Origin of the sequence: Actinoplanes sp. NPDC049118 (genome assembly GCF_040648555.1) — a bacterium.
In the GTDB taxonomy this organism is placed as follows: domain Bacteria; phylum Actinomycetota; class Actinomycetes; order Mycobacteriales; family Micromonosporaceae; genus Actinoplanes.
In genome coordinates this window covers 284,859-309,502 of record NZ_JBEZDY010000003.1, presented here as the reverse complement: position 1 = coordinate 309,502, position 24,644 = coordinate 284,859, and the positions used below count along the sequence as shown (strand labels likewise).

The following is a 24,644-nucleotide window of genomic DNA, read 5'->3' as shown; positions in this document are numbered from 1 at the left end:
CCGGTTCAGCGGACGGCGGCCAGCGGCTGCGACGTCGGGCGTACCGGGGCCGGCAGTTCGCCGAATCCGCCCAGGTAGGTGTGGATCGCCGCGGCGGCCGCCCGGCCCTCCGCGATGGCCCACACGATCAGCGACGCGCCGCGGTGCATGTCGCCCGCGACGAAGACGCCCTCGGCGCCGGTCTGCCAGTCGTCGTCGGCGTCGACTGCTCCCCTGTCGTTGCGGGTCACCCCGAACTGGGTGAGCAGCGGCTGCTGCTCGGTGCCGTCGAAACCGATGGCCAGCAACACCAGGTCGGCGCGGAGGTCGCGCTCCGATCCTTCCTGGACGGTGACGGTACGGCGGCCGTCGATCCGCTCGACGACGACATCCGCGACGCGTACCGACGCGACGTTGCCGTTGCCGTCGTCGACGAACTCCTGCACGGCGACGCCGAAGACGCGCTCGCCGCCCTCCTCGTGCGCGGGGTAGTTGCGCAGGATGGTCGGCCAGGTCGGCCACGGGTGCAGCTCGCCGGCGCGGACCTCGGGCGGCAGCGGGTACTGGTCGAGCTGGATCACGCCGGCCGCGCCCTGGCGGTGTGCGACGCCGAGGCAGTCGGCGCCGGTGTCACCGCCGCCGATGATCACGACGTGCTTGCCGTTGGCGTCGATCGGCGTCGTGTCCTGCAGGCCGGCGACGACGCGGTTGGCGGGCACCAGGTGCTCCATCGCCAGGTGCACGCCCGCGAGGTGCCGCCCCGGGGTGCCGGGCGTGTCGCGCCCGGCGAGGGCGCCGCAGGTGAGCAGCACCGCGTCGAAGCGTTCCCGCAGGTCGTCGGCGGTCACGTCGACGCCGACCTCGACGCCGGTCTCGAAGACCACGCCCTCGGCCGCCATCTGGGCCAGGCGCTCGTCGATGCGCACCTTCTCCAGCTTGAAGTCCGGGATGCCGTACCGCAGCAGGCCGCCGATCCGGTCGTCGCGCTCGTAGACGGTGACGGAGTGACCGGCGCGGGCCAGTTGCTGCGCGGCGGCGAGCCCGGCCGGGCCGGAGCCGACCACGGCGACGCTGCGGCCCGACCGGACGACCGGGGGCTGCGGCACCAGGCCGGCGGCGAACGCGTGGTTGGCGATCTCCACCTCGACCTGCTTGATCGTCACCGGGTCGTCGGAGATGCCGAGCACGCAGGCGGCCTCGCACGGCGCCGGGCAGAGCCGGCCGGTGAACTCCGGGAAGTTGTTCGTCGCGTGCAGGCTCTCCGCGGCCGCCGCCCAGGCGTTCGTGCGGACCAGGTCGTTCCAGTCCGGGATGCGGTTGCCCAGCGGACAGCCCTCGTGGCAGAACGGGATGCCGCAGTCCATGCACCGGGTGGCCTGGTCGCGGATGAGCTCGCCGTCGGCCGACGGGTACACCTCCCGCCAGTCGCGGATGCGTACCGGCACCGGGCGGCGCTTCGGCAGCTGCCGCTCGTAACGCAGGAAACCGTTCGGATCAGGCACGGGTGACCCCCATAACCGCCTCGTCGATGTTCCGACCGGCGGCTTCGGCGGTCCTGATCAGCTCCATCACGCGCTTGTAGTCGCGCGGCACGACCGCGGTGAACTCCGCCACCGCCGTCGGCCAGTCCTTGAGCAGCCGTTCCGCGACGGCGGAGTCGGTCTCGGCGAAGTGCTTCTCCACCAGGGCGTGCAGTCGTTCCCGCTCCTCGTCGGTGAGCGGGGTGAGATCGACCAGCTCGGGGTTGATCCGGCCCGCGTCGAGGTTGTGCACGAACGCGGTGCCGCCGCTCATGCCCGCGGCGAAGTTACGTCCGACGGGGCCGAGCACGACGACGGTGCCGCCGGTCATGTATTCGCAGCCGTGGTCGCCGACGCCCTCGACGACGGCCTCGGCGCCGGAGTTGCGCACGGCGAACCGCTCACCCGCGCGGCCGCGCAGGAACACCTCGCCGCTCGTGGCGCCGTACAGGATGGTGTTGCCCGCGATGATGTTCTCCTCCGCGACGAACGGCGCGGTGGGGGCGGGGCGCACGACCACCCGGCCGCCGGAGAGCCCCTTGGCCACGTAGTCGTTGGTGTCGCCGATCAGGCGCAGGGTGACGCCGCGCGGCAGGAACGCGCCGAACGACTGGCCGCCGGTGCCGCGCAGGGTGAACGCGATGGTGTCGTCGGGCAGGCCGTTGCCGCCGTAGCGGCGGGTGACCTCGCCGCCGAGCATCGCGCCGACGCTGCGGTGGTCGTTGCGCACGGCCACCTCGGCGCGGACCTGGGCGCCCGCCTCGAGCGCGGGCGCGGCGAGCGCGATGAGCTCGTTGTCGAGCGACTTCTCCAGGCCGTGGTCCTGCTTGACGATGCCGCGACGCGCGGTGCCCTCGGGCAGCTCCGGCACGAACAGCACCGGCGACAGGTCCAGGCCCTTGGCCTTCCAGTGCGAGACGGCGGGCTCGATTTCGAGGAGCTCCGCGTGCCCGATGGCCTCGTCGATGGTGCGGAAGCCCAGCTCGGCGAGGTAGCCGCGGACCTCCTCGGCGAGGAACAGGAAGAAGTTCTCCACGAACTCGGGCTTGCCGGTGAACCGCTCGCGCAGCACCGGGTTCTGCGTGGCGATGCCGACCGGGCAGGTGTCCAGGTGGCAGACCCGCATCATGATGCAGCCCGACACGATCAGCGGCGCGGTCGCGAAACCGAACTCCTCGGCGCCGAGCAGCGCCGCGATGATCACGTCGCGGCCGGTCTTGAGCTGGCCGTCGACCTGCACGGTCACCCGGTCGCGGAGGTTGTTGAGCAGCAGTGTCTGCTGGGCCTCGGCGAGTCCGAGCTCCCACGGGGAGCCGGCGTGCTTGAGCGAGTTGAGCGGGGACGCGCCGGTGCCGCCGTCGTGACCCGAGATCAGGATGACGTCGGCCTTGAGCTTGGCCACGCCCGCCGCGACGGTGCCGACCCCGATCTCGGAGACCAGCTTCACGTGTACGCGGGAAGCCGGGTTGACGTTCTTGAGGTCGTGTACGAGCTGCGCCAGGTCCTCGATGGAGTAGATGTCGTGGTGCGGCGGCGGCGAGATCAGCCCGACGCCCGGCGTGGCGTGCCGGGTCTTCGCGATCCACGGCCACACCTTGTTGCCGGGCAGCTGGCCGCCCTCGCCGGGCTTCGCGCCCTGCGCCATCTTGATCTGCAGGTCGTCGGCGTTGACGAGGTATTCGCTTGTCACACCGAAACGCCCGGAGGCGATCTGCTTGACCGACGAGCGGCGCTGCGGGTCGTAGAGGCGCTCGACGTCCTCGCCGCCCTCGCCGGTGTTGGACTTGCCGCCGAGGCGGTTCATCGCGATCGCGAGGGTCTCGTGCGACTCGGCCGAGATGGAGCCGTAGCTCATCGCGCCGGTGGCGAAGCGCTTGACGATCTCGGAGGCCGGCTCGACCTCGTCCAGCGGCACCGGCTCACGGTCCTTGAAGCGGAACAGCCCGCGCAGCGAGCCCGCCTGCTCGGCCAGGCCGTCGACCTTCGCCGTGTACTGCTTGAAGACGTCGTACTGCTTGCTGCGGGTCGCGTGCTGCAGCAGGAAGACGGTCTCCGGGTTGAACAGGTGCAGCTCGCCCTCGCGGCGCCACTGGTACTCGCCGCCGACCTCGAGGCGGCGGTGGCTGCGCTCGGCCGGGTTGCTCGGGTACGCCTTCGCGTGCCGGGCGGCGACCTCCGCGTGGATCTCGGCCAGGCCGGAGCCGCCGATGCGCCCGGAGGTGCCGGCGAAGTAGCGCTGCAGCAGCCGGTTGTCGAGGCCGACCGCCTCGAACACCTGCGCGCCGCAGTACGAGGACACCGTGGAGATGCCCATCTTCGACATGATCTTCAGGACGCCCTTGCCGAGCGCCTTGACGTAGTTGCGGACCGCCTTCTTCGACTCCATGCCCGCGAGCGGGCCGGTGGCGATGAGGTCGTCGACGGTCTCGAACGCCAGGTACGGGTTGACCGCCGCGGCGCCGTACCCGATCAGCACGGCCGCGTGGTGCACCTCCCGGCAGTCGCCGCTCTCCACGACGAGCGCCACCTGCGTGCGGGTCTGCTCGCGCACCAGGTGCTGATGCACCGCCGCGGTAAGCAGCAGCGACGGGATCGGCGCCAGGTCCGCGTTGGAGTCGCGGTCGGAGAGCACGAGAATGCGCACGCCGTCCTCGATCGCCTCGGACACGTGGCGGCAGATCTGCGTCAGCCGCGCCTTGATGCCCTGCGCGCCCTCGCGCAGCGGGTACAGGCCGGAGACCCGGACCGCCTTGAAGCCGGGCAGGTCGCCGTCCTCGTCGATGGAGAGCAGCTTGGCCAGCTCGTCGTTGTCGATGATCGGGTACGGCAGCACGATCTGCCGGCAGCTCGCCGGGCCCGGGTTCAGCAGGTTGCCCTCGGGCCCGATGGTCGTCGACAGGCTGGTCACCAGCTCCTCGCGGATGGCGTCCAGCGGCGGGTTGGTCACCTGGGCGAACAGCTGGTGGAAGTAGTCGAACAGCAGCCGCGGGCGGGTCGACAGCGGCGAGATCGGCGTGTCGGTGCCCATCGATCCGAGCGGCTCGGCGCCGCTGCGGGCCATCGGCGCGACCAGGATCTTCAGCTCCTCCTCGGTGTAGCCGAAGATCTGCTGGCGGCGCATGACCGAGTCGTGCGTGTAGATGATGTGCTCGCGCGGGGGCAGGTCCTGCAGGTCGATCATCCCGGCGTGCAGCCACTCGTCGTACGGCCGCGCGGCGGCCAGCTCGGCCTTGATCTCGTCGTCGTGCACGATCCGGCCGGCCTCGGTGTCGACCAGGAACATCCGGCCCGGCTGCAGCCGGCCCTTAGCGACCACCGTCGCCGGGTCGAGGTCGAGCACGCCCGCCTCGGAGCCGAGCACGACCAGGCCGTCGCTGGTGTGCCACCAGCGGCCCGGGCGAAGGCCGTTGCGGTCGAGGACCGCGCCGATCAGGGTGCCGTCGGTGAACGCCACGCTGGCCGGACCGTCCCACGGCTCCATGAGGGTCGCGTGGAAGCGGTAGAAGGAGCGCCGGGCCGGGTCCATGCCCAGGTCGTTCTCCCACGCCTCCGGGATCATCATCAGCACGGCGTGCGGCAGGCTGCGACCGGACAGGTGCAGCAGCTCCAGGACCGCGTCGAAGTTCGCCGAGTCCGACGCCTCCGGCGTGCAGATCGGGAAGAGCCGCTTGAGGTTGCCGGGCACGTTCGGCGAGGCGAGCAGGGCCTCGCGGGCGGCCATCCAGTTCTTGTTGCCGCGGATCGTGTTGATCTCACCGTTGTGTGCGATGAACCGGTAGGGGTGCGCCAGCGGCCACGACGGGAACGTGTTGGTCGAGAAGCGGGAGTGCACCAGCGCGATCGCGCTGTCCACCCTGGAGTCGGCGAGATCCGGGAAGAACTCGGGCAGCTGGTCGGGCGTCAGCATGCCCTTGTAGGTCATCGTGCGCGCCGACAGCGACGGGAAGTACGCCGCGACGCCGCGCTGCGACGTCTCCCGCTCGGCCTGCTTGCGGATGCAGAACGCCACCCGGTCGAGCTCGATGCCGGAGAGCGGCTCGCCCGCCGGGCCGGCGGCGGTGCCGGTGAGCCGGTGCGCGGCGAGGAAGACCTGCTTGATCTGGGGGCGGGCCGCCTCGGCGGTCTCGCCGAGCCCGGACGGGTCGACGGGCACGTCGCGCCAGCCGAGGATGTCGCCGCCCTCGACCAGGGCGTACTTCTCGAAGACCGCGATCGCGCGGGCGGCCTCGTCCGGGTCGTTGGGCAGGAACACCAGGCCGGTCGCGTACGAGCCGGCCGCCGGCAGGTCGAAACCCGCAACGGCGCGCAGGAACACGTCGGGAACCTGGATCATGATGCCGGCGCCGTCGCCCGTGTTGTACTCGGCGCCCCGGGCGCCACGGTGATCGAGCCGGATCAGCGCAGACAGGCCCTTGGCGACCACGTCGTGGGAGCGCCGACCGTGCAGGTCGGCGACGAACGCCACGCCGCATGCGTCGCGTTCCTGAGCCGGGTCGTACAACCCCTGAGGGTGCGGAAAAGCCACCGGGCCTCCGATCGTCACTGGTGTTCCGTTCAAGGTCGGGACGACGTCGGCCCTGCAAAGTCTCTAGAGTCTACGTTAGTCGTCACCGATCTCCGCCAGGTGCGGATAGATCACACTTTTGCCCACCGGTTCGTCACCGTTGGAGCGTCGGGGGCGGTATGTCGTTGCCGGGGGAGAGCCGACGCCGGAGCAACGGGTAGTCTCGCGCGGTGGCGCTAGAGGATACCGACGTCTTCACCCGGCTGGAACGCTTCTACGATGCCGTGCCCCGCGACGCCGCCGTCGCGGAGGACATCGGCGGGTTCGTGCTCTTCGTCAACGACGGCGGGGGATGGCCGTTCTACGCACGTCCCCGCCTTGGCGGCGCCGAAACACCGTCCGCCGCTGATATTACCGCCGTCCGGCAGCGGCAACGGGACCTCGGCGTCCCCGAGGCGTTCGAATGGGTACACGAGACGACCCCGGACCTGCTGGCCGTGGCCCGTTCCGGCGGGCTGGACGTGCTGCTCGCGCCGCTGATGGTGCTCGAGAGCGCGGCGCTCGTGCCGGACCTGCCACTGCCCGGCGCCGAGATCCGCTTCCTGGACCCGGCGTCGCCGGCCTTCGGTGCCGACCTCAACGCCAGCCGCGCGGTCGGCCGCCTCGGCTTCGGCGCGCCGACGAACACCACGGCCGTGCAGGCGGGCTCGCTGGTGGTCGAGGTCGCCGGCCCGGAGCAGCGCGACGCGGTGCCCCCGCTGAGCGAGGAGGCCCTCGCGCAGCTGACCCGCCGGCACACCGCCGGCCGGCTGCTCAGCGCGGTCGTCGAGTCGCCCGCCGAGGGCATCCTGTCCTGCGGAACGGCGCAGCGCGCCGGCGCGGTGGCCGAGGTCGCCGGGGTGGCCACGCTGCCGTCGGCCCGCCGCCGCGGCTACGCGTCGCAGCTGACCGCGAGCCTGGCCCGGCGCACGCTGCAGGACGGCGTCGACCTGGTCCTGCTCTCGGCCGGCGACGACGACGTCGCCCGCCTCTACTCCAAGGTCGGCTTCCGGCGCATCGGCACCGCCTGCATCGCCGAGCCGGCCGCCGCCCCGGGGTAAAGGTCAGTCCGGGGGCTGCCAGTCGGCCGCCAGTCCCCGGGCGTGACCCAGGATGCGGGGGCGCAGCGAGCCGAGCGCGGCGTTACGCGCCCGCAGCGCCAGCCGGCCGCGCGCCTGCACGACGGCCGACATGCGGCGGGTCTGCCGGACCACGCTCGCCGTCCGCGGACGCCGGGCCCGGTCGTACGCCTCGACGGCCGCGCCCAGCTGCGCACCGGGCGCGCAGTCGGCGACCAGCGAACGCAGCGTCGCCGCGTCCTCGAACGCCAGGCAGGCGCCCTGCCCCAGGTGGTGCGGCATCGCGTGCGCGGCGTCGCCGAGCAGCACCACGCCGCCCGAGCCCACCCTGAAGCCGTAGGAGCGCGGTAGCGGCCGCAGCTCCCTGACCTCCTGCGGCACCAGGTCCTCGGGCCGGGTCGCGGCCAGCAGCGCGCCGACCGGGGCGTGCCAGCTCGCGAACCAGCGCCGCAGCAGGGCCAGCTGGGTGGCGGCGGACTCGGGCCGGGGCGCGCCCGCCGCGGTGGCGATCCAGTAGACGCCGCCGCGGCCGGCCGCGTGTTCGCCCAGCGGCATGGAGACGAAGCGGTAGCCGGCGCCCAGCGTCTCGCCGCCGGCCAGCTGGTCCGCGGGCAGGTCCGGCACCCGGAAGCCGGGGATGACCGCCTGCCACGAGGCGAAGCCCGACCCGACCGCCACGGCCTCCGGTGCCAGCGCCCGGCGAACCGCGCTGTCGATGCCGTCGGCGGCGACCAGCAGGTCGGCCTCGAACAGGGTGTTCCCGTCGCTCACGCTGGGACGCTTGGCGCGGCCGGTGCGCACCGCGGTGATCTCGACACCGGTACGGATGTCGACCCGCTCGCCGAGCCCGGCGACCAGGGCGTCGTAGAGGTCCTCCAGGTGCACCACCGCCGGGCCGGGTCCGGCGCCCGGCCGGGCGCGCGGCGCGGCCAGCCACTGGCCGTCGGGCCGGCGCACGCCGCCGTCGGGCAGCGGCAACGCGATCGCCGACCAGCCGCCGTCCGGGTCGAGGGCCTCGAGGGCGCGCCGCCCGTTCGGCCAGAGCACCAGCGCGGTCGGTGACGCGGCCACCCGCTCACCGCGCTCGAGCAGGGTCACCTGCCAGCCCTCGCGGGCCAGGGCACCGGCGGTGGCCAGCCCGGCCATGCCGGCACCGACCACCACGGCCGTACGCACGCCGCCGCCTCTCGCCCGGGCGGTCAGTGCTCGTCGGCGGAGGCGGACGCGGACGATCTGTCGTCGCCGTCGTCCCCGGGACCGTCCGCGGGCGCGGCCCCGGTCGTCTCGGGCGGCAGGACCCCGGTGCGCTCGTACGCCCGGAAGCGTTCCTCGCTGACCACCTGGTACGCCTTCGGCGCCTTGGCCTGCTCCGGGGCGGCCTCCACGTCGACCCGCGAGGTGTCGTCCGCCGCGGCCGGCTCGGGCGCCGTGTCGGGCGCGTCGATCGGCACCACGTACTCGCGCGGGCCCTTGACCAGCAGGAAGTAGATCAACGCGCCGAGGAAGACCACCACGGAGGTGAAGACGTTCAGCCGTACGCCGAAGAAGTGGTTGGCGTCGTCGACGCGCAGCACCTCGATCCAGGTGCGGCCGACGGTGTACGCCATCACGTAGATCGCGAACGCCCGGCCCCGGCCGAACTTGAACTTGCGGTCGAGCAGGAAGACCAGGCCGGCGACGCCGAGGTCCCACACGGCCTCGTAGAGGAACGTCGGATGGTACAGGTCCGGCAGGGTCACGGCCTTGCCGTCGATGACCGTGGCGTGGCCCGGGTTCGAGCGGTCCATGTCGTGCACCCGCAGGCCCCACGGCAGGGTGGTGACGCTGCCGTACAGCTCGTTGTTGAACCAGTTGCCGATCCGGCCGATCGCCTGCGCCAGCGGCAGCGCCGGCGCCAGGGCGTCGGCGAAGACGCTCAGCGGCAGGCCGAGCTGGCGTGCCGCGATCCAGGCGCCCACCGCGCCACCGGCGACGGCGCCCCAGATGCCGAGGCCGCCCTCCCAGATCTGGAAGACCCGGATCGGGTCGCCTCCGGAGCCGAAGTACTCACCCGGCGAGGTGATGACGTGGTAGATCCGCGCGCCGATGATGCCGAACGGCACGGCCCACACGGCCATGTCCAGCGAGGCCCACGGCGCCACGCCGCGGCGGCGCAGGCGGTACTCCATGACTAGGACGGCGACGACGATGCCCAGGACGATGCAGAGCGCGTAGGCCCGGAGGGGCAGTCCGAGGACGTGCCAGACCGAGGTCGCGGGGCTGGGGATGGCGGCGAGGTTCACGCGGGCACCCTACCGCCGATCCCTGATACGGCAATCACAAGGGTTTGGAGACCCGCACACCCTCAGCCAACTCCGCACTGAGCGCGCGCAGCCGGTTCAGGCCCGTGCCCCGGTCGGGTGCGTCCAGGACGCAGCGGATCAGGGCGCTGCCGACGATCACGCCGTCGGCGAACGCGGCGACCTCGGCCGCCTGTGCGCCCGTGCCGACGCCCAGGCCGACGCCGACCGGCATGCCCGGGTCGACCGCGCGGACGCGGGCGACCAGCTCGGGTGCCTGCGACGACACCTGGTTGCGGGCGCCGGTGACGCCCATCAGCGCGGTCGCGTAGACGAAGCCGCGGCACTGGCCGACGGTCATCGCCAGCCGGGCGTCCGTCGATGACGGCGATACCAGGAACGTGCGGTCGATCGAGTGCCGGTCGGACGCGGCGATCCACTCCGCGGCCTCGTCCGGGATCAGGTCCGGGGTGATCATGCCGGTCGCCCCGGCCGCGGCGAGGTCGCGGGCGAAGGCGTCGACGCCGTACTTCTCGACCGGGTTCCAGTAGGTCATCAGCACGACCGTGGCGCCCGCGTTCGCCACCGCCTCGATGATGCGCAGCGTGTCCCGGGTGCGTACGCCGGCGGCCAGGGCGATGTCGCTCGCCCGCTGGATCACCGGCCCGTCCATCACCGGATCGGAGTAGGGCAGCTCGACCTCGATGACGTCGCAGCCGGCCTCGGCCATGGCGACCATCGAGGCGATGCTGTCGTCGACGGTCGGGAAGCCGGCCGGCATGCAGCCGACGAGGACCGCGCGGCCCTCGGCCTTCGCCTTGCCGAAGGTGTCCGCGATGCTCACGACTGCTCCCCCGGTACGAGCTGCTCGACCTCGTCGAGGATGCCGAAGTAGGCCCCGGCGGTGTGCACGTCCTTGTCGCCGCGGCCGGACAGGTTGATCACGATCGTGGGGGTCCGGCCGAGCTCGGCGGTCAGCTGCGGCACGATCCGCGCGGCGCCGGCCAGGGCGTGCGCGCTCTCGATCGCCGGGATGATGCCCTCGGTGCGGCAGAGCAGCTGGAACGCCGCCATCGCCTCGGCGTCGGTGACCGGCTCGTAGCGGGCCCGCCCGGTGTCGTGCAGCCAGGCGTGCTCCGGGCCGACGCCCGGATAGTCCAGCCCGGCCGAGATCGAGTGCGACTCGATGGTCTGGCCGTCGTCGTCCTGCAGCACGTAGGTGCGGGCGCCGTGCAGCACCCCCGCCGTGCCGCCGGTGATCGAGGCGGCGTGCCGGCCGGTCTCGATGCCGTCGCCGCCGGCCTCGAAGCCGTACAGGCGCACGGCGGGGTCCGGCACGAAGGCGTGGAATATGCCGATCGCGTTCGAGCCGCCGCCGATGCAGGCGGCGACCGCGTCCGGCAGCCGGCCGATCTTCTCCAGGCACTGCGCGCGGGCCTCGATGCCGATGCCGCCGACGAAGTCGCGGACGATCTCCGGGAACGGGTGCGGCCCGGCCGCCGTGCCCAGCAGATAGTGCGTCGTGTCGACGCTGGAGACCCAGTCGCGCAGGGCCTCGTTGAGCGCGTCCTTGAGGGTGCGCGAGCCGTTCGACACCGGGACGACGGTGGCGCCGAGCATGCGCATCCTGGCCACGTTGAGCGCCTGCCGCTCGGTGTCCATCTCGCCCATGTAGACCACGCACTCGAGGTCGAGCAGCGCGGCCGCGGTGGCGCTGGCGACGCCGTGCTGGCCCGCCCCCGTCTCGGCGATGACCCGCGGCTTGCCCATCCGCTTGGCGAGCAGGGCCTGACCGAGCACGTTGCGCACCTTGTGCGCGCCGGTGTGGTTGAGGTCCTCGCGCTTGAGCAGCACCTCGGCGCCGAGCGCCGCGGAGAGCCGGTCGGCCGCGTACAGCAGCGACGGCGTGCCCGCGTAGTCGCGCAGCAGCCCGCTGAACCGCTCCTGGAAGACCGGGTCGACCTTCGCCGCCCGGTACGCCGCGTCCAGCTCGTCGAGGGCGCGGACGAGCGCCTCGGGTACGAAGCGCCCGCCGAACCGCCCGAAATGACCGGCCAGGTCCGGCAGCACCGGCGTGCTCGTGCCGGCACCCAGGTCGCTCATCGCACCGGCCGGGGAGTCGCCGGGTGGTTGCCCGCGTTGACGAGCTCGGCGACGGCGTCGCGCGGGCTCTTCTTCGTGACCAGGCCCTCGCCGACCAGCACCGCGTCCGCGCCGGCCGACGCGTAGCGGATCAGGTCGTGCGGGCCACGCACGCCGGACTCGGCGATCTTCACGACGTTGTTCGGCAGGCCGGGCGCGATCCGCTCGAAGACGGACCGGTCCACCTCGAGGGTGCGCAGGTCGCGGGCGTTGACGCCGATGACCTGTGCCCCGGCGTCCAGAGCCCGGTCGGCCTCTTCCTCGTTGTGCACCTCGACGAGCGCCGTCATGCCCAGCGACTCGATGCGCTCGAGCAGGCCGACGAGCACGTTCTGCTCCAGCGCCGCGACGATGAGCAGGACGAGGTCGGCGCCGTGTGCCCGTGCCTCGTGCACCTGATAGCTGGAGACGACGAAGTCCTTGCGCAGCACCGGCACCGAGACCGCGGCTCGCACCGCGGCCAGGTCCTCGAGCGAACCGCCGAACCATCGGCCCTCGGTGAGCACGCTGATGCAGCGGGCGCCACCCGCCGCGTACTCGCCCGCCAGCTCGGCCGGGTCCGGGATGTCCGCCAGCGCGCCCTTGGACGGCGACGACCGCTTGACCTCCGCGATCACCGCCACGCCGGGCTTGCGCAGCGCCGCGTACGCGTCGATCGCCGGCGGGGCCGCCGCGGCGAGGTCACGCACCCGCTCCAGCGAGATCTGCTCCTGCCGGGCCGCGACGTCCTCGCGCACACCGGCGAGGATCTCCTCGAGCACGTTCTGCGGTCCTGCACCACGCTCCGCGGGTCCGCCACTGCCCGCTTCCGCCTGATCGGATGTCACCTAATGACTCCCCTCTCCGGGTGTCCTCGGCCCGATGCTAGGTGGCCGCCGACACACACAACCCCCCGGGGTACGGCGCGCCTCGCGACGTGGACTGCGGCATAATGCCCTGCCGGGTGACGCATGTCAGTTCACTCACATCCTCCTCCTACGCATCTCGCGGCTAGCTGGGACCCCCTGGATGATCGGCTGATCCCACTCAGCGTTGACGGCGGTGTCACGGTTCGGAAATACGACACGGGCATCATGGGACTCGGGCAAACTGGTCGGCGACACCGGGGAACGCCGGCCCCCGGTAAGAGTCTTGTGGAGTGGACCATGACTGCTGCAGAGGTTGGTTTCGCCGCCCTCTCCCGCGCGGTCGTCGCGGCGGCCGCGGACCTGGTCGCCGACGTCGAGCGCCGCGTGGTCGGGGACGCGAACGTGCGCACGGCCCAGGGCAACGCCTGGGCGGCGATGTGCGCCGACCGCGCCCGCGCGCAGGCCCGCGCCGACGTGGACGCGCTGGTCGCGGCGCTCGCGGCCCGCCCGCGCGGCCCGCAGGGGCCGCCGCGCGGCCCGCAGGCGGCGCGGCACAGCGAACCGACCGGCGGCACGCAGACCGGCGGCAGCACAACGGACACCACCCGTGGTGGCAACGGCGGGAAGCGTGCGGGCGGCGCCGAGCCGGCCCGTGGTCAGCGTGCCGTCGGGTCGTCGCCGCGGTCCAGCGCGTCCCAGGCCGCCCTCGTGTCCACCCGCTGATCGGTGTCCGGCGGGGCCGGCGCGGCGCGGCGTTCGTAGCGTGCGCCCATCGCCGGCCACTCGTGGCCGTACCGGGCCGCCGACAGCCCGCCGAGCAGGATCAGCAGGCCACCCGCGACACAGACCACCGGCCAGAACGTGGCGCCCGCGCCCGCCGAGCCGGCCTCCAGGCCCGCCCGGCCCGCGATCGCGCCCGCCGCGACCCCCAGGCCGGCCAGTGCGATCAGAGCGCCGAGCACCCGCCGCGGCAGTCCCCGGGTCGCCGGCAGCGCGCCGGCACCGGCGAGCGCGACCAGCGCCAGGCCGACCACCCACGGCTCGAGGTCCGCGCCCGTGCGGACCGTGCGCAGCGCAGACAGGCCGGGCCGCTCGGTCACGAGCTCCGACCAGGTGCGGGTGACGCCGTAGAGCGCGCACGCCGCGCCCGCGACGCAGAGCAGCACCGCGGCCGTCAGGCGGCGCCCGGCGCTCATCAGCGGGCCGCGCGCAGCGTCTCGGCGGCGGCGATCGCGGCCAGCACGGCGGCGGCCTTGTTGCGGCTCTCCTGCTCCTCGGCGGCGGGGTCGGAGTCGGCGACGATGCCCGCGCCGGCACCCACGTAGGCCGTACCGCCGCGCAGCAGCGCCGTGCGGATCGCGATCGCCATGTCCATGTCGCCCGCGAAGCCGAAGTAGCCGACCGTGCCGCCGTACAGGCCGCGGCGGGTCGGCTCGAGACCCTCGATGATCTCCATGGCCCGGACCTTGGGCGCGCCCGACAGCGTCCCGGCCGGGAACGTGGCGGCCAGCGCGTCGAAGGCGCTGCGGTCGTCGCGCAGCTCGCCGACCACGGTCGAGACGATGTGCATGACGTGGCTGTAGCGCTCGATGCGGGCGAAGTCCGGCACCTCGACCGTGCCCGCCCGGCAGACCCGGCCCAGGTCGTTGCGGCCCAGGTCGACGAGCATGACGTGCTCGGCGCGTTCCTTCGGGTCGGCGAGCAGTTCGGCCGCGAGCGCGTTGTCCTGCTCGGGCGTGGCGCCGCGCCACCTGGTGCCGGCGATCGGGTGCAGCAGGGCCCGGCGCACCCCGCCCTCCTCGGCGCTGACCTTGAGGTGGGCCTCCGGCGACGACCCGACGATGTCGAACTCGTCGAAGCGCAGCAGGTACATGTACGGGCTGGGGTTGGTGGCCCGCAGCACCCGGTAGACGTCGAGCGGATCCGCGTCGGTGGCCCGTTCGAAGCGCTGGGCGACGACGATCTGGAAGCACTCGCCGGCCCGGATCGCCTCCTTGGCCGTCTCGACCGCCCTCTGGTAGTCGCCCGGCGCGGTGCGGCTGACCACCTCGCCGGGCGACACCCGCTCGACTGTGGAGATCATCGGCGGGGTGGGGCGCGACAGCGCCGTCGTCATCGCATCGAGCCGACCGACCGCCTGGTGGTAGGCCGCGCGGGCCGCCGCCGGTTCCGCGCCGGCCGGCAGGACCGCGTTGGCCACCAGGATCGCCGAGCCGTCGTAGTGGTCGAGCACGACCAGGTCGGTGGCGAGCATCATGCCCAGCTCGGGCAGGGGCACGTCGTCCGCCGCGATGGCCGGCAGCCGCTCGAAGCGGCGGATCAGGTCGTAGCTGAGGTAGCCGACCATGCCGCCGGTCAGCGGGGGCAGGTCATCGAGGTTGCCGGGCTCCTCGGGAGCGGCGAGGGCCGCGACGGTCTCACGCAGGGCGACCACCGGATCACCGTCCGCCGGTACGCCGTCGGGCGGGCTGCCGAGCCAGGCAGCCTGGCCGTCGCGCTCGACGAGCGTCGCCGCGCTGCGGACGCCGATGAACGAGTAGCGCGACCAGGCGGCGGTGCCGGCGCCCTGCTCGGCGGACTCGAGCAGGAAGGTGCCCGGCCCGCCGGCCAGCTTGCGGTAGACGCCGACCGGGGTCTCACCGTCGGCCAGCAGCCGCCGGGTGACCGGCACGACCCGGCGCCGGGCGGCCTGGGCGACGAAACCGTCCTCATCGGGCGAAACCGCTCCGGTGGTGGTCACGGGCGCTCCTCCTGGTGTACGGGCAGCTCATCGGAGAAGCAGGTGTGCGTTCCGGTGTGGCAGGCCGCGCCGACCTGCTCGACCGTGACCAGCAGCGCGTCGCCGTCGCAGTCGAGCGCGACCGACCGCACGTACTGGTGGTGGCCGGAGGTGGCGCCCTTCACCCAGTATTCGCGGCGGCTGCGGGACCAGTAGGTGGCCCGGCCCGTCGACAGGGTGCGGTGCAGCGCCTCGTCGTCCATCCATGCCATCATCAGCACGTCGCCGGTTCCGTACTCCTGGACGATCGCGGCCACCAGGCCGCCGGAGGTGCGGCGCAGGCGGGCGGCGATGGCCGGGTCCAGCGCGGAGACAGGTCCGTTCTCAAGGTCAGGTGCGGGCACAGGTCAGATTGTCCCGCATCGCCTACGACCGTCCACCTGGGCGTACCGGTAACCCACGATCCGGTCACTGACGCGGACTGGGGGTGTGACCGGGCGGCGGATGACGGTACCGTCGTCGTGCGCCGCCTGCCCGGGTGCTGCGCCAGCCGTCCGCCCGGTCTCCCCCGGCGTGGATCGTGCCGTCACTGGAACGGGAGTCTTGAACCGATGGAGCCGACGTCCGAGCCCGACCACAACCGCCAGTCGCGTGGCCTCGCCCGCTTCTGGCCGGTGCACGGGGCGGCCGCGCCGGCCCAGCGGCAGTCCGATGAGGATCCGGACGTGTCTCCCGGGTCCCGTGGCGCCGCCACGGCGCCCACGTCCGACCAGCAAGCCGGCGCCGCCGGCCCGACCGGGGAGCACCCGCAGGTGAGCGATCAGCAGTCCCAACCGCAGGATGATCATCAGGAGTCCGACGAGCCGGCGCAGAGCCCGTTCGCGCCGGGCCGGCCGCACCCGGCGCTGACCAGCGACACGCAGATGGTCGCCCTCGGTTCCCGCCGCCCGGCCGACGCGCTGCTCGGCTCCAACGGCTCCCGGTGGAGCAACCAGGTCGGCTTCCCGCAGGTCGAGACCAACGGGCACCGCAACGGCGACGCCGGGCCCCGGCACGGCGGCGCCCCGATCGCCAACGGCCAGGCGCCCGCCGGCGGCGGGTCCCGGCCCGTGCCCGGATCCCGCTCGCCGTTCGCGCCGGGCGGCGACGACGCACCGGGCGGGCCCCGGTCGCCGTTCATCCCCGCCGACGACGCCGCGCCCACGGCCCGGTCGCCGTTCGCACCGGCCGAGGAGGACGGCCCAGCCGACGCGCCGTTCGCCCCGTCGCCGTTCGCGCCGCAGGCGTCCGGCTCCGCGCCGGTGAGCGGCCCGCTCGCCGAGCCGCCGGCCGCGCCGGCACACCCGCTGGACCCGGCGACGCCGCTGCCCGGCGCGGCGGCGCCCGCCCGGCAGCCGGCCGAGCCCCGCCCGGTGAGCGCGCAGCCCGCGGCCTCCGGCACCGCACAGGTGCCCGCGCCGCGGCCCAACCGCCCGGTCAGCGCGCCGCCGGCCGCCACCGAGCAGCCGCCGGCCACCCGGTCCGTGCCGCACACGCTCGCCACCGACAACGCGCCGACCCGACTCGAGCCGACCGGGTGGGCCACCGCCGGGCCGCGGGCGGGAGCCTCCGGCAGCGCGACCGTCCCGGTCAGCCCGGCGGGCGGCCGCCGCAGCCGCGACGACGACGACCACGGCGCCCCGGCGCCGCGCCGGGCCGCGAGCCTCGACGACGCCGCCGAGGCACCGGCCGGCCGGCGGGCGGCCCGCGCCGCCGAGACCGACGCGGCCGACACCCCGCTGCGCCCGGGCGACGTGCACGAGACCTCGATCACCTTCTGGGAAGAGGCCGCGAGCGAGCAGTTCCGCGCCGAGTGGCACGAGATCAAGGCGCAGTTCGTCGACGACCCGGTGGCCGCGCTGACCAGGGCTCACGACCTGCTCACCGAGGCCGTGCACGAGCTGACCGAGTCGATGCTGGCGGAGCGCGACGATCTCGATCCGCTGCGCGGCTCGGCGACGCCGGACACCGAGAGCATGCGCATGGCGATGCGTGGCTACCGCGAGTTCCTGGACCGCATCCTCGCTCTCTGAGCGCTCATATCCCCACGGAAGCCGCGATCCCCCTGCCGGGGAGCGCGGCTTCCGTCGTTTCCCCGTGCCAGCTTGCCGGTTGCCGATTGCCCTGCGCACATAATTCATCTAGCGTTGAAATCAACATCCGATGAGTTTTTGAAGGAGGCGGGATGACCAGCGCCATCGAGGTCCGGGACCTCGTGGTCGACCGTGGCAGACGCCGCGTGCTGCACGGGATCGGCTGCTCGGTTCCGGCCGGCAGCGTCGTGGGGCTGCTCGGCCCGAGCGGCAGCGGGAAGACGACGCTCATCCGGGCGATCGTCGGCGTGCAGATCGTGAAGTCGGGCACGGTCACCGTGCTCGGCGAGCCGGCCGGATCGGCCGCCCTGCGGCGCACGGTCGGCTACGTGACCCAGGCGCCCAGCGTCTACGCCGACCTCACCGTCCGGGAGAACGCGCGGTACTTCGCCTCGCTCTACGGCCTGTCGGCGGCCGCCGCGGACCGGGCGATCGCGGACGTCGGCCTGGCCGACGCCGCCGGGCAACTGGTCGGCAACCTCTCCGGCGGCCAGCGCAGCCGCGCCTCGCTCGGCTGCGCGATGATCGGCAAGCCCCGGCTGCTGGTGCTCGACGAGCCCACCGTCGGCCAGGACCCGGTGCTGCGGGCCGACCTGTGGGCGAAGTTCCACGCCCTCGCCGCCGAGGGCACGACGCTGCTGGTCTCCAGCCACGTCATGGACGAGGCCGGACGGTGCGACCGGCTGCTGCTCATCCGCGAGGGGCGGCTGATCGGCGACGACTCCCCCGCCGCGATCCGCGCGGCGACGGGCACCGACGACCTCGAGGCGGCGTTCCTCCACCTGATCCGCGACAGCGAGCAGGTGGCGGCATGAGTTTGAGGATTACCTTCTCCACCACCGGGCGCATCCTGCGGCAGTTGCGACACGACCGGCGCACCGTCGGCCTGCTGATCGCGGTGCCGGCCCTCCTGCTCACCCTGCTCTATTTCATGTTCGACAACGCCGGCAGCACCTTCGACCGGATCGCCCTGGTCATGCTCGGCGTCTTCCCGTTCGTGATCATGTTCCTGGTGACCAGCATCGCGATGCTGCGCGAACGCACCACCGGCACGCTGGAACGGCTGCTCACCACCCCGCTCGGCAAGCTGGACCTGCTCTTCGGCTACGGGCTCGCGTTCGGGCTCGCCGCGGCGGTGCAGGCCACGGTCGCGGTCGCGGCGGCGTTCCTGCTGCTCGGGCTCGACACGGCCGGCAACGTCGGGCTGGTCGTGCTGATCGCGGTGGTCAACGCCGTCCTCGGGGTCGCGCTCGGGCTGTTCTGCAGTGCCTTCGCGCGCACCGAGTTCCAGGCCGTACAGTTCCTACCGGTGGTGGTCATTCCCCAGCTGCTGCTCTGCGGGTTGTTCGTGCCGCGGGCGCAGATGGCGGGCTGGCTGCAGGCGGTCGCGGACGTGATGCCGCTGTCGTACGCCGTCGAGGCGCTGGCCCAGGTCGGCGCGCACCCCGACCCCACCACGACGATGTGGCGCGGCCTGACGGTCGTGGCCGGCGCGGCGATCATCGCGCTGGTCCTGGCCGCGGCGACGCTCCGGCGTCGCACCCCCTGACCGAGGAGCGTTTTTGGTACGGCGCAGCGGGCGGCGTCCGGGAAACCAGGACACCAAGCAGTCCATCCTGGAATCCGCCCGCAAGGTCTTCGCGGAGCGGGGTTTCGACAAGGCCTCGATCCGGGCCATCGCCGGCGAGGCGCAGGTCGACCCGGCCCTGGTGCACCACTACTTCGGCACCAAGGAGAAGCTCTTCCTGGCGAGCATGAACTCGCCGATCGACCCGGCCGAGGTCATCCCGAAGGCGATGGCCGGCCCGCCCGAGGAGGCCGGCGAGCGGCTGGTGCGGCTGGTCCTCGGCATCTGGGACTCGCCCGCCGGCGCCGCCGCGGTCGCCCTGTTCCGCTCCGCGCTCAGCAACGAGTGGACGGCGCGGCTGATGCGCGAGTTCGTGGTCACCCAGGTGCTGCGCCGGGCGGTGGCCGAGCTGGGCATCGACGAGGCGCAGGCGTCCACCCGGGCGGCCCTGGTCGCGACCCAGATCGCCGGGCTCGCGGTGGTCCGCTACGTGCTCAAGGTCGAGCCGGTGGCGTCCGCACCGACCGAGCAGCTGGTCGCGGCGATCGGCCCGAGCGTGCAGCGCTACCTGACGGGAGACCTGCCGGGCGTCTTCGAGGCTTAGGCGGCCTCCTGCACGCTGGTGCAGCGGTGGCAGAGCACCGGGTGCAGCAGGTGCGCCAGGTCGTGGCGGTCGGCGACCGGGCGCGGGAAGGACAGCCGGGCGAGCCGGTCGCCGAGGCGGACCACGAAGCCGTACCGGTCCAGGCGCACGACCCGCGGCTCGTCGCCGGGGCGCGCGGCCGGGCCCAGCCGGCGGCGCACGTAGTCGGCCATCTCGTCGACGTGGTGGTCGGCGAGGTCCGCGATCAGGTCGAACTCGATCGTCCGCAGGGGGTCCGGCGCGGCCAGCGCGTAGTCGTCGGGGTCGACGTCGACCAGCACGCCGTTGCGCTCGTAGCGCACCTCGGCCACGTCCATCCGGTGCAGGACCTGTGAGTCTCCGACGTCGAGCAGGTCGGGCGCCGGGTCGGTGTCGGCGTAGTCGAGCGCGGCCGCGCGGGCCTCGTCACCGGTGAGCGCGACGGCCCAGCCCGCGACCCAGACCCGGCCGAGCGACGGCGCTCCGGCGACCGGCGGCAAGTCACTGATGTCGAGCACCAGCGCGGTGTCGTCGTTGCCGGCGGCCGGCCGAAGTGCCGTGGTGAGTGCCCCGTTACCGGGTGCGAGGAGCAGCATCCGCCCCTGACTGTCGGTCACGTGCCGCACCGGATAGGGGCCCTGCCGGCACGCGATGTGCGCGGTGGCGGGCAGGTGGCCGGCGGCGAGAGTGCGGGCGACCTCGGCGTGGGTGGGCTGCATGTCGGGTACCTCCGGGCACCAGTTAGGCTTGCCTTAGTAAGGTGAGGCTAACCGTACAGCACCCCGAAAACGAAGTGAGATCGCCCGTGAACAACTCCCGACCCAAGGCCCGGCTGTCGAGGGCTCTCGGAATTCCACTCACGCGCAAGTGCGTCAAGTACTTCGAGCGGCGGCCGTTCCCGCCCGGCGTGCACGGCAGGGGGCGGCGCAAGGCCTCGGACTACCAGGTCCGGTTGCTCGAGAAGCAGCGGCTGCGCCACCAGTACAACATCAGCGAGGCCCAGATGCGCAAGGCGTACGACGACGCGCATCGCAAGGAGGGCAAGACCGGCGAGAACATGGTCCAGCTGCTGGAGAGCCGCCTCGACGCCACCGTGCAGCGCGCCGGCCTGGCCCGCACCATCTACCAGGCCCGCCAGCTCGTCGCGCACGGCCACTTCACCGTCGACGGCAGGAAGGTCGACCGCCCGTCGTACCGGCTCAAGCCCGGTCAGGTCGTCGAGGTCCGGGAGAGCAGCCGGCAGAAGCCGCCGTTCCAGATCGCGGCCACCGGCGCGCACCTCGACGGCCCGACCGCGCCCTATCTGTCCACCGTCGTCGAGGAGCTGCGCACCACGGTGATCCGCAAGCCGCTGCGCTCCGAGGTCCCGGTGGTCTGCGACGAGCAGCTGGTCGTCGAGTTCTACGCGCGGTAGTGCTCGCTCAGCGGGTCTGCTCCAGCCAGGACGCGTAGAGCTTCGCGTAGATCGAGTCCTCGTCCAGCAGGAGCGTGGAGTGCGGGCCGCGTTGCACCACGCGGCCCGCGTCCACCACGATCACCTCGTCGGCGGACTGCGCGGTGGAGAGCCGGTGCGCGATGGCCACCGTGGTCCGGCCCCGGGTGACCGTTTCCAGGGCCCGCTGCAGGCGCACCTCGGTGGCCGGGTCGACCGCGCTGGTCGCCTCGTCCAGCACCAGCAGATCGGGATCCGCGACGTACGCCCGGACCAGCGCGACAAGCTGCCGCTCGCCCACGCTGAGCGCCTCGCCGCGCTCGCCCACCGGGGTCTCCAGGCCCTGCGGCAGACCGGCCAGCCAATCGGCGAGGCCGAGCCCGGCGAAGGCCAGTTCCAGATCGTCGTCGGTCAGCGACGGCTCCGCGAAGCGGATGTTCTCCGCCACGGTCGCGTCGAAGAGGAAGCCGTCCTGCGGGACCATCACCACCCGCGAACGCAGCGACGTGAACCGCACCGAGGTCAGCGGCGTGCCGGAGAGCAGCACCTCGCCGTCGGCCGGGTCCATCAGCCGGGTGAGCAGCTTCGCGAAGGTGGTCTTGCCGCTGCCGGTCTCGCCGACCACGGCGACCTTCGTCCTCGCCGCGATCTCCAGGTCGACGTCGGCGAGCACGACCGGTCCGCCCGGGTAGCGGTAGGAGACCCCGTCGAAGCGCACGGACAGCGGCCCCGGCGGCAGAGGCACGCCCAGCGTGTCGGGGTCGGCCACGTCCGGATCGATGTCGAGCACGTCGAGTACCCGGCGCCAGCCGGCCACCGCGTTCTGCGCCTCGTTGAGCACCTCGGTGGCGATCTGCACCGGCTGGATGAAGAGCGTCACCAGGAACAGGAACGCGGTCAGCTCGCCGACGGTCAGGCCGCCGTCGACGCCGAACAGGACGCCGACGATCACCACCGCGGCGAGCGCCACCCCCGCGGCGATCTCGCCGGTGGAGAAGCTGATCACGCTGGTCCGCAGGGCCTTCTGCTGCGCCACCCGCAGGCTGCCGATCGACGAGTCCAGGCGCTTCTCGGTGCGCCCGGCCACGCCGTACGCGCGGATGACCGTGGCGCCGACGACGCTCTCGGCGACCGCGCCGAGCATGGTGCCGGTGCGCTCGCGCACGATCCGGTATGCGCCCGCGAGCCGTTTCTGGAACAGCCGGATGACGATCACGGCCGGCAGGAACGCGGCGAACACCACCAGCGCCAGCTGCCACGAGTAGACGAGCATCACGACGGTCGTCACCACCAGCTGTCCCGAGCTGAGCAGCAGCATCACGCCGCCGGTCTGCAGGAACTGGGTGATCTGGTCGATGTCGCCGGTGACCCGGGAGACCAGCGATCCGCGCCGCTCGGACTGCTGGTGCAGCATCGACAGGTCGTGGATGTGCCGGAAGGTGCGGCCGCGCAGCGCGGCCAGGGCCGTCTCGCTGACGGTGAAGAGCCGCCGCGTCATCGCGTATCCGCAGGCGGTGGAGACGACGAGGATCGCGAGGGTGAGGCCGACGATGACGGCGACGACGCCGAGGTCGGGGCCGCCGGGGGCGCGGATGCCCCGGTCGATGCCCTGCTGAACGGCGATCGGCACGGCGACCCGGCCGGCCATCGAGAGCACCGCCAGTACCAGCGTGCCGATCAGGCCGGGCCGCAGCTCGGGCGAGAGCGCGATGCCGCGCCGCACGGTGGCGAGCGTGCCCGGCTCGGGCCGCTCCAGCAATGCCTCGCTCACGCGATCACGCTCTCGTCCTCGCGGGCGGCATCGGCCTGCTCGTAGGCGGTGACCAGGTTCAGATAGCCCGGCTCGGTGGCCAGCAGGTCGTGGTGGGTGCCGGTCGCGACGACCCGGCCGTTCTCCAGGTAGACCACCTCGTCGGCGAGCGCGATGGTGGCCCGCCGGTAGGCGACGACCAGGATCGACGCGCCCGAGTCGCGGCCGCGCAGCGAGGCCAGGATGGCCGCCTCCACGCGCGGGTCGACCGCGCTGGTGGCGTCGTCGAGCACCAGCATCCGCGGCCGTCCCGCGAGCGCCCGGGCGAGGGTGAGGCGCTGCCGCTGGCCGCCGGAGAGCGAGGTGCCGCGCTCGCCGACGGCGGTGTCCAGGCCGTCCGACAGCTTCTCCACGAAGCCCTCGGCCTGCGCCGTGCGCAGCGCCGACCAGACCTCGTCGTCGCCCAGCCCTTCCCGGTCCAGGGTCACGTTGCCGCGCACGGTGTCGTCGAAGACGAACGGCACCTGCGGCACGAGCGCGGCCGTCGCCGCGAGCGCGGCCACGGTGAGCTCCGGCAGCGGGGTGCCGTCGGCGCAGACGGTCCCGGAGTCCGGGTCGACCAGCCGGACCGCGAGCGAGGCGATCGTCGACTTGCCGGCACCGGTCGCACCGACCAGCGCCACGGTCCGGCCGGCGGGGACGGTGAAGGAGACGTCGTGCAGCACCTCGGCGCCCTCGCCGTACGAGAATGAGACGCGGTCGAAGGTGAGCGCCGCCGGCCCGGTGCGCGGGGGCGCGGACGAGCCGTAGGCGAGGTCGCCCTCGGCGCCGAGCACCGCCTGGACCCGCTCCCAGCCCGCCACGCTGCGCGGCAGCTCGGCGACCACCCAGCCGATCGCGCGGATCGGGAAGGCCAGCACGGTGAAGAGGAAGGCGACGCTGACCAGTTCGGCGACGCTGATCGCGCCGGACTGCAGCCGCCAGGAACCGAGCAGCAGCACGGCGAGGGTGCCGACGCTGGGCAGGCTGTCGATAAGCGGATCGAAGAGGCCGCGCAGCCGGCCGACGGAGATCAGGGCGTCGCGCAACTCGGACACGTACACCGAGAAGCGCCGCGACTCGTCGGCCTCGCGGCCCATCGTCTTGACCACCAGCGCGCCGTCGAAGCTCTCGTGCGCGACCGCGCTGACCCTGGCCCGCAGCTGCTGTGCGCGGATCTGCCGTGGCGACATGCGCCGCGAGTAGACCAGGTTGAGGCCGAACAGCGCCGGGAAGAGGCAGACACCGACCAGCGCCAGCACCCAGTCGGTGAAGAAGAGCGAGACGACCGCGGCCGCGATCATCACCAGCGTGCCGACCGCGAACGGCAGCGGCGCGATCGGCACGAACGCGGCCTCGACGTCGGAGTTCGCGTTCGACAACAGCGTGCCGGTGGCGTGCCGCTGGTGCCAGGCCGGCGGCAGCGCCAGGTAGCGGCGGGTGACGGCGCTGCGGTAGCGGGCCTGCAGCCGGAACTGCATGTAGCCGGCGCCGAGGCGGCGGCCGAAGATGCTCGCCATCCGCAGCAGCGCGATGCCGATGAACGTGGCGGCGATCAGGCACAGCTCGGCGGCGCCGGCCCGGTGCTCGGCGAACGCCGGCACCACGACGCGGCCGATGACCGCGCCCACCACGTAGGCGTTGGCGATGACCAGCAGGCCGAACAGGCTGCTACCGACCGTGCCGATGATGAAGAGCCGGGGTTCGGTGCGAATTGCCCGGCCGAGCACGCGTAGGCCCCGGCCCAGCACGTCCCGGCTGGCGCTCGTGGTCAAATCCCCGCCCTGACGTAAGTCCGCGCCGACGGTTTCGGCCTTACCAGTCCATCCTGCCGAACCGGACCGTAAACGCCACGGGTTTACATTGTGTCTACAATTACACCGCCACGCGACCCGGCCTCTTGACGCGCGCGCCCGGACCCGCCCCGCGGCCGAATTGGCTCCTCTGAACAGCGCCGAATTGGCCGGGACATAGGGCCAATCCGGCCCCTACC

The 24,644-nt window shown here is 73.1% G+C and carries 20 protein-coding genes; 7 read left to right on the top strand and 13 right to left on the bottom strand.

The window, feature by feature from the left end; all coding sequences use genetic code 11:
• Positions 1-5: 5 nt before the first annotated feature.
• Positions 6-1,481 (bottom strand): glutamate synthase subunit beta, encoded by a 1,476-nt coding sequence (locus AB0B58_RS06170; protein ID WP_360218326.1) that lies wholly within the window; start codon positions 1,479-1,481, stop codon positions 6-8.
• Positions 1,474-6,042, bottom strand: coding sequence for a glutamate synthase large subunit (gltB, locus tag AB0B58_RS06165; RefSeq protein WP_360218323.1), 4,569 nt, complete (start codon positions 6,040-6,042; stop codon positions 1,474-1,476). The genes AB0B58_RS06170 and gltB overlap by 8 nt, the downstream gene beginning before the upstream one ends.
• A gap of 191 nt (positions 6,043-6,233) precedes the next feature.
• On the opposite strand from gltB, the gene AB0B58_RS06160 reads away from it, so the two are divergent.
• Entirely contained in the window at positions 6,234-7,103 is an 870-nt protein-coding gene (locus tag AB0B58_RS06160) for a GNAT family N-acetyltransferase (protein ID WP_360218320.1), read from the top strand.
• Between the two features lie 3 nt (positions 7,104-7,106).
• Here the strand turns inward: AB0B58_RS06160 and AB0B58_RS06155 are convergent, their stop codons facing one another.
• Genes AB0B58_RS06155 through trpC form a run of 5 tightly spaced genes read right to left on the bottom strand, consistent with a single transcriptional unit; the run spans position 7,107 to position 12,303 of the window.
• Positions 7,107-8,297, bottom strand: a complete 1,191-nt coding sequence (locus AB0B58_RS06155) for an NAD(P)/FAD-dependent oxidoreductase (RefSeq protein ID WP_360218317.1) — start codon at positions 8,295-8,297, stop codon at positions 7,107-7,109.
• A gap of 23 nt (positions 8,298-8,320) precedes the next feature.
• Positions 8,321-9,403 (bottom strand): prolipoprotein diacylglyceryl transferase, encoded by a 1,083-nt coding sequence (gene lgt / locus AB0B58_RS06150; RefSeq protein ID WP_360218314.1) that lies wholly within the window; start codon positions 9,401-9,403, stop codon positions 8,321-8,323.
• Between the two features lie 34 nt (positions 9,404-9,437).
• Positions 9,438-10,244, bottom strand: a complete 807-nt coding sequence (trpA, locus tag AB0B58_RS06145; RefSeq protein ID WP_360218311.1) for a tryptophan synthase subunit alpha — start codon at positions 10,242-10,244, stop codon at positions 9,438-9,440.
• On the bottom strand, positions 10,241-11,503 hold the full coding sequence (trpB, locus tag AB0B58_RS06140) for a tryptophan synthase subunit beta (protein ID WP_360218308.1): 1,263 nt from the start codon (positions 11,501-11,503) through the stop codon (positions 10,241-10,243). Before trpB ends, trpA begins: the two co-directional genes overlap by 4 nt.
• Positions 11,500-12,303, bottom strand: coding sequence for an indole-3-glycerol phosphate synthase TrpC (gene trpC / locus AB0B58_RS06135; protein ID WP_184996470.1), 804 nt, complete (start codon positions 12,301-12,303; stop codon positions 11,500-11,502). Before trpC ends, trpB begins: the two co-directional genes overlap by 4 nt.
• Before the next feature lie 384 nt (positions 12,304-12,687).
• On the opposite strand from trpC, the gene AB0B58_RS06130 reads away from it, so the two are divergent.
• A complete protein-coding gene (locus tag AB0B58_RS06130) occupies positions 12,688-13,113 on the top strand; it encodes a hypothetical protein (protein ID WP_360218305.1) in 426 nt (141 codons plus the stop codon).
• On the opposite strand, the gene AB0B58_RS06125 is transcribed toward AB0B58_RS06130, so the two are convergent.
• Genes AB0B58_RS06125 through hisI form a run of 3 tightly spaced genes read right to left on the bottom strand, consistent with a single transcriptional unit; the run spans position 13,047 to position 15,513 of the window.
• A complete protein-coding gene (locus AB0B58_RS06125) occupies positions 13,047-13,586 on the bottom strand; it encodes a Trp biosynthesis-associated membrane protein (RefSeq protein ID WP_360218302.1) in 540 nt (179 codons plus the stop codon). The genes AB0B58_RS06130 and AB0B58_RS06125 overlap by 67 nt on opposite strands.
• Entirely contained in the window at positions 13,586-15,130 is a 1,545-nt protein-coding gene (locus tag AB0B58_RS06120; protein WP_360218299.1) for an anthranilate synthase component I, read from the bottom strand. Before AB0B58_RS06120 ends, AB0B58_RS06125 begins: the two co-directional genes overlap by 1 nt.
• A complete protein-coding gene (hisI, locus tag AB0B58_RS06115; RefSeq protein WP_360218296.1) occupies positions 15,127-15,513 on the bottom strand; it encodes a phosphoribosyl-AMP cyclohydrolase in 387 nt (128 codons plus the stop codon). The genes AB0B58_RS06120 and hisI overlap by 4 nt, the downstream gene beginning before the upstream one ends.
• Before the next feature lie 207 nt (positions 15,514-15,720).
• Here hisI and AB0B58_RS06110 point away from each other — a divergent pair, with 207 nt between their 5' ends.
• From AB0B58_RS06110 to AB0B58_RS06095, 4 genes are all read left to right on the top strand, one after another.
• A complete protein-coding gene (locus AB0B58_RS06110) occupies positions 15,721-17,181 on the top strand; it encodes a hypothetical protein (RefSeq protein WP_360218293.1) in 1,461 nt (486 codons plus the stop codon).
• A gap of 152 nt (positions 17,182-17,333) precedes the next feature.
• On the top strand, positions 17,334-18,056 hold the full coding sequence (locus AB0B58_RS06105; RefSeq protein ID WP_360218290.1) for an ABC transporter ATP-binding protein: 723 nt from the start codon (positions 17,334-17,336) through the stop codon (positions 18,054-18,056).
• Positions 18,053-18,790, top strand: a complete 738-nt coding sequence (locus tag AB0B58_RS06100; protein WP_360218287.1) for an ABC transporter permease — start codon at positions 18,053-18,055, stop codon at positions 18,788-18,790. Before AB0B58_RS06105 ends, AB0B58_RS06100 begins: the two co-directional genes overlap by 4 nt.
• A 13-nt stretch (positions 18,791-18,803) precedes the next feature.
• Positions 18,804-19,412, top strand: coding sequence for a TetR family transcriptional regulator (locus AB0B58_RS06095; protein ID WP_360218284.1), 609 nt, complete (start codon positions 18,804-18,806; stop codon positions 19,410-19,412).
• Here AB0B58_RS06095 and AB0B58_RS06090 read toward each other — a convergent pair.
• Positions 19,409-20,149 (bottom strand): DUF2470 domain-containing protein, encoded by a 741-nt coding sequence (locus tag AB0B58_RS06090; RefSeq protein WP_360218281.1) that lies wholly within the window; start codon positions 20,147-20,149, stop codon positions 19,409-19,411. The genes AB0B58_RS06095 and AB0B58_RS06090 overlap by 4 nt on opposite strands.
• A gap of 86 nt (positions 20,150-20,235) precedes the next feature.
• Here AB0B58_RS06090 and rpsD point away from each other — a divergent pair, with 86 nt between their 5' ends.
• Positions 20,236-20,844: a 30S ribosomal protein S4 gene (gene rpsD, locus AB0B58_RS06085; RefSeq protein WP_360218278.1), complete on the top strand. Its 609-nt coding sequence runs from the start codon at positions 20,236-20,238 to the stop codon at positions 20,842-20,844.
• A gap of 7 nt (positions 20,845-20,851) precedes the next feature.
• Here rpsD and AB0B58_RS06080 read toward each other — a convergent pair whose 3' ends face one another.
• Together AB0B58_RS06080 and AB0B58_RS06075 are read right to left on the bottom strand one after the other, a co-directional pair.
• Positions 20,852-22,633 carry an ABC transporter ATP-binding protein gene (locus AB0B58_RS06080; protein WP_360218275.1) on the bottom strand — a complete coding sequence of 594 codons (1,782 nt, stop codon included), beginning with the start codon at positions 22,631-22,633 and terminating at the stop codon, positions 20,852-20,854.
• Positions 22,630-24,426, bottom strand: a complete 1,797-nt coding sequence (locus tag AB0B58_RS06075) for an ABC transporter ATP-binding protein (protein ID WP_360218272.1) — start codon at positions 24,424-24,426, stop codon at positions 22,630-22,632. Before AB0B58_RS06075 ends, AB0B58_RS06080 begins: the two co-directional genes overlap by 4 nt.
• Positions 24,427-24,644: the final 218 nt, after the last annotated feature.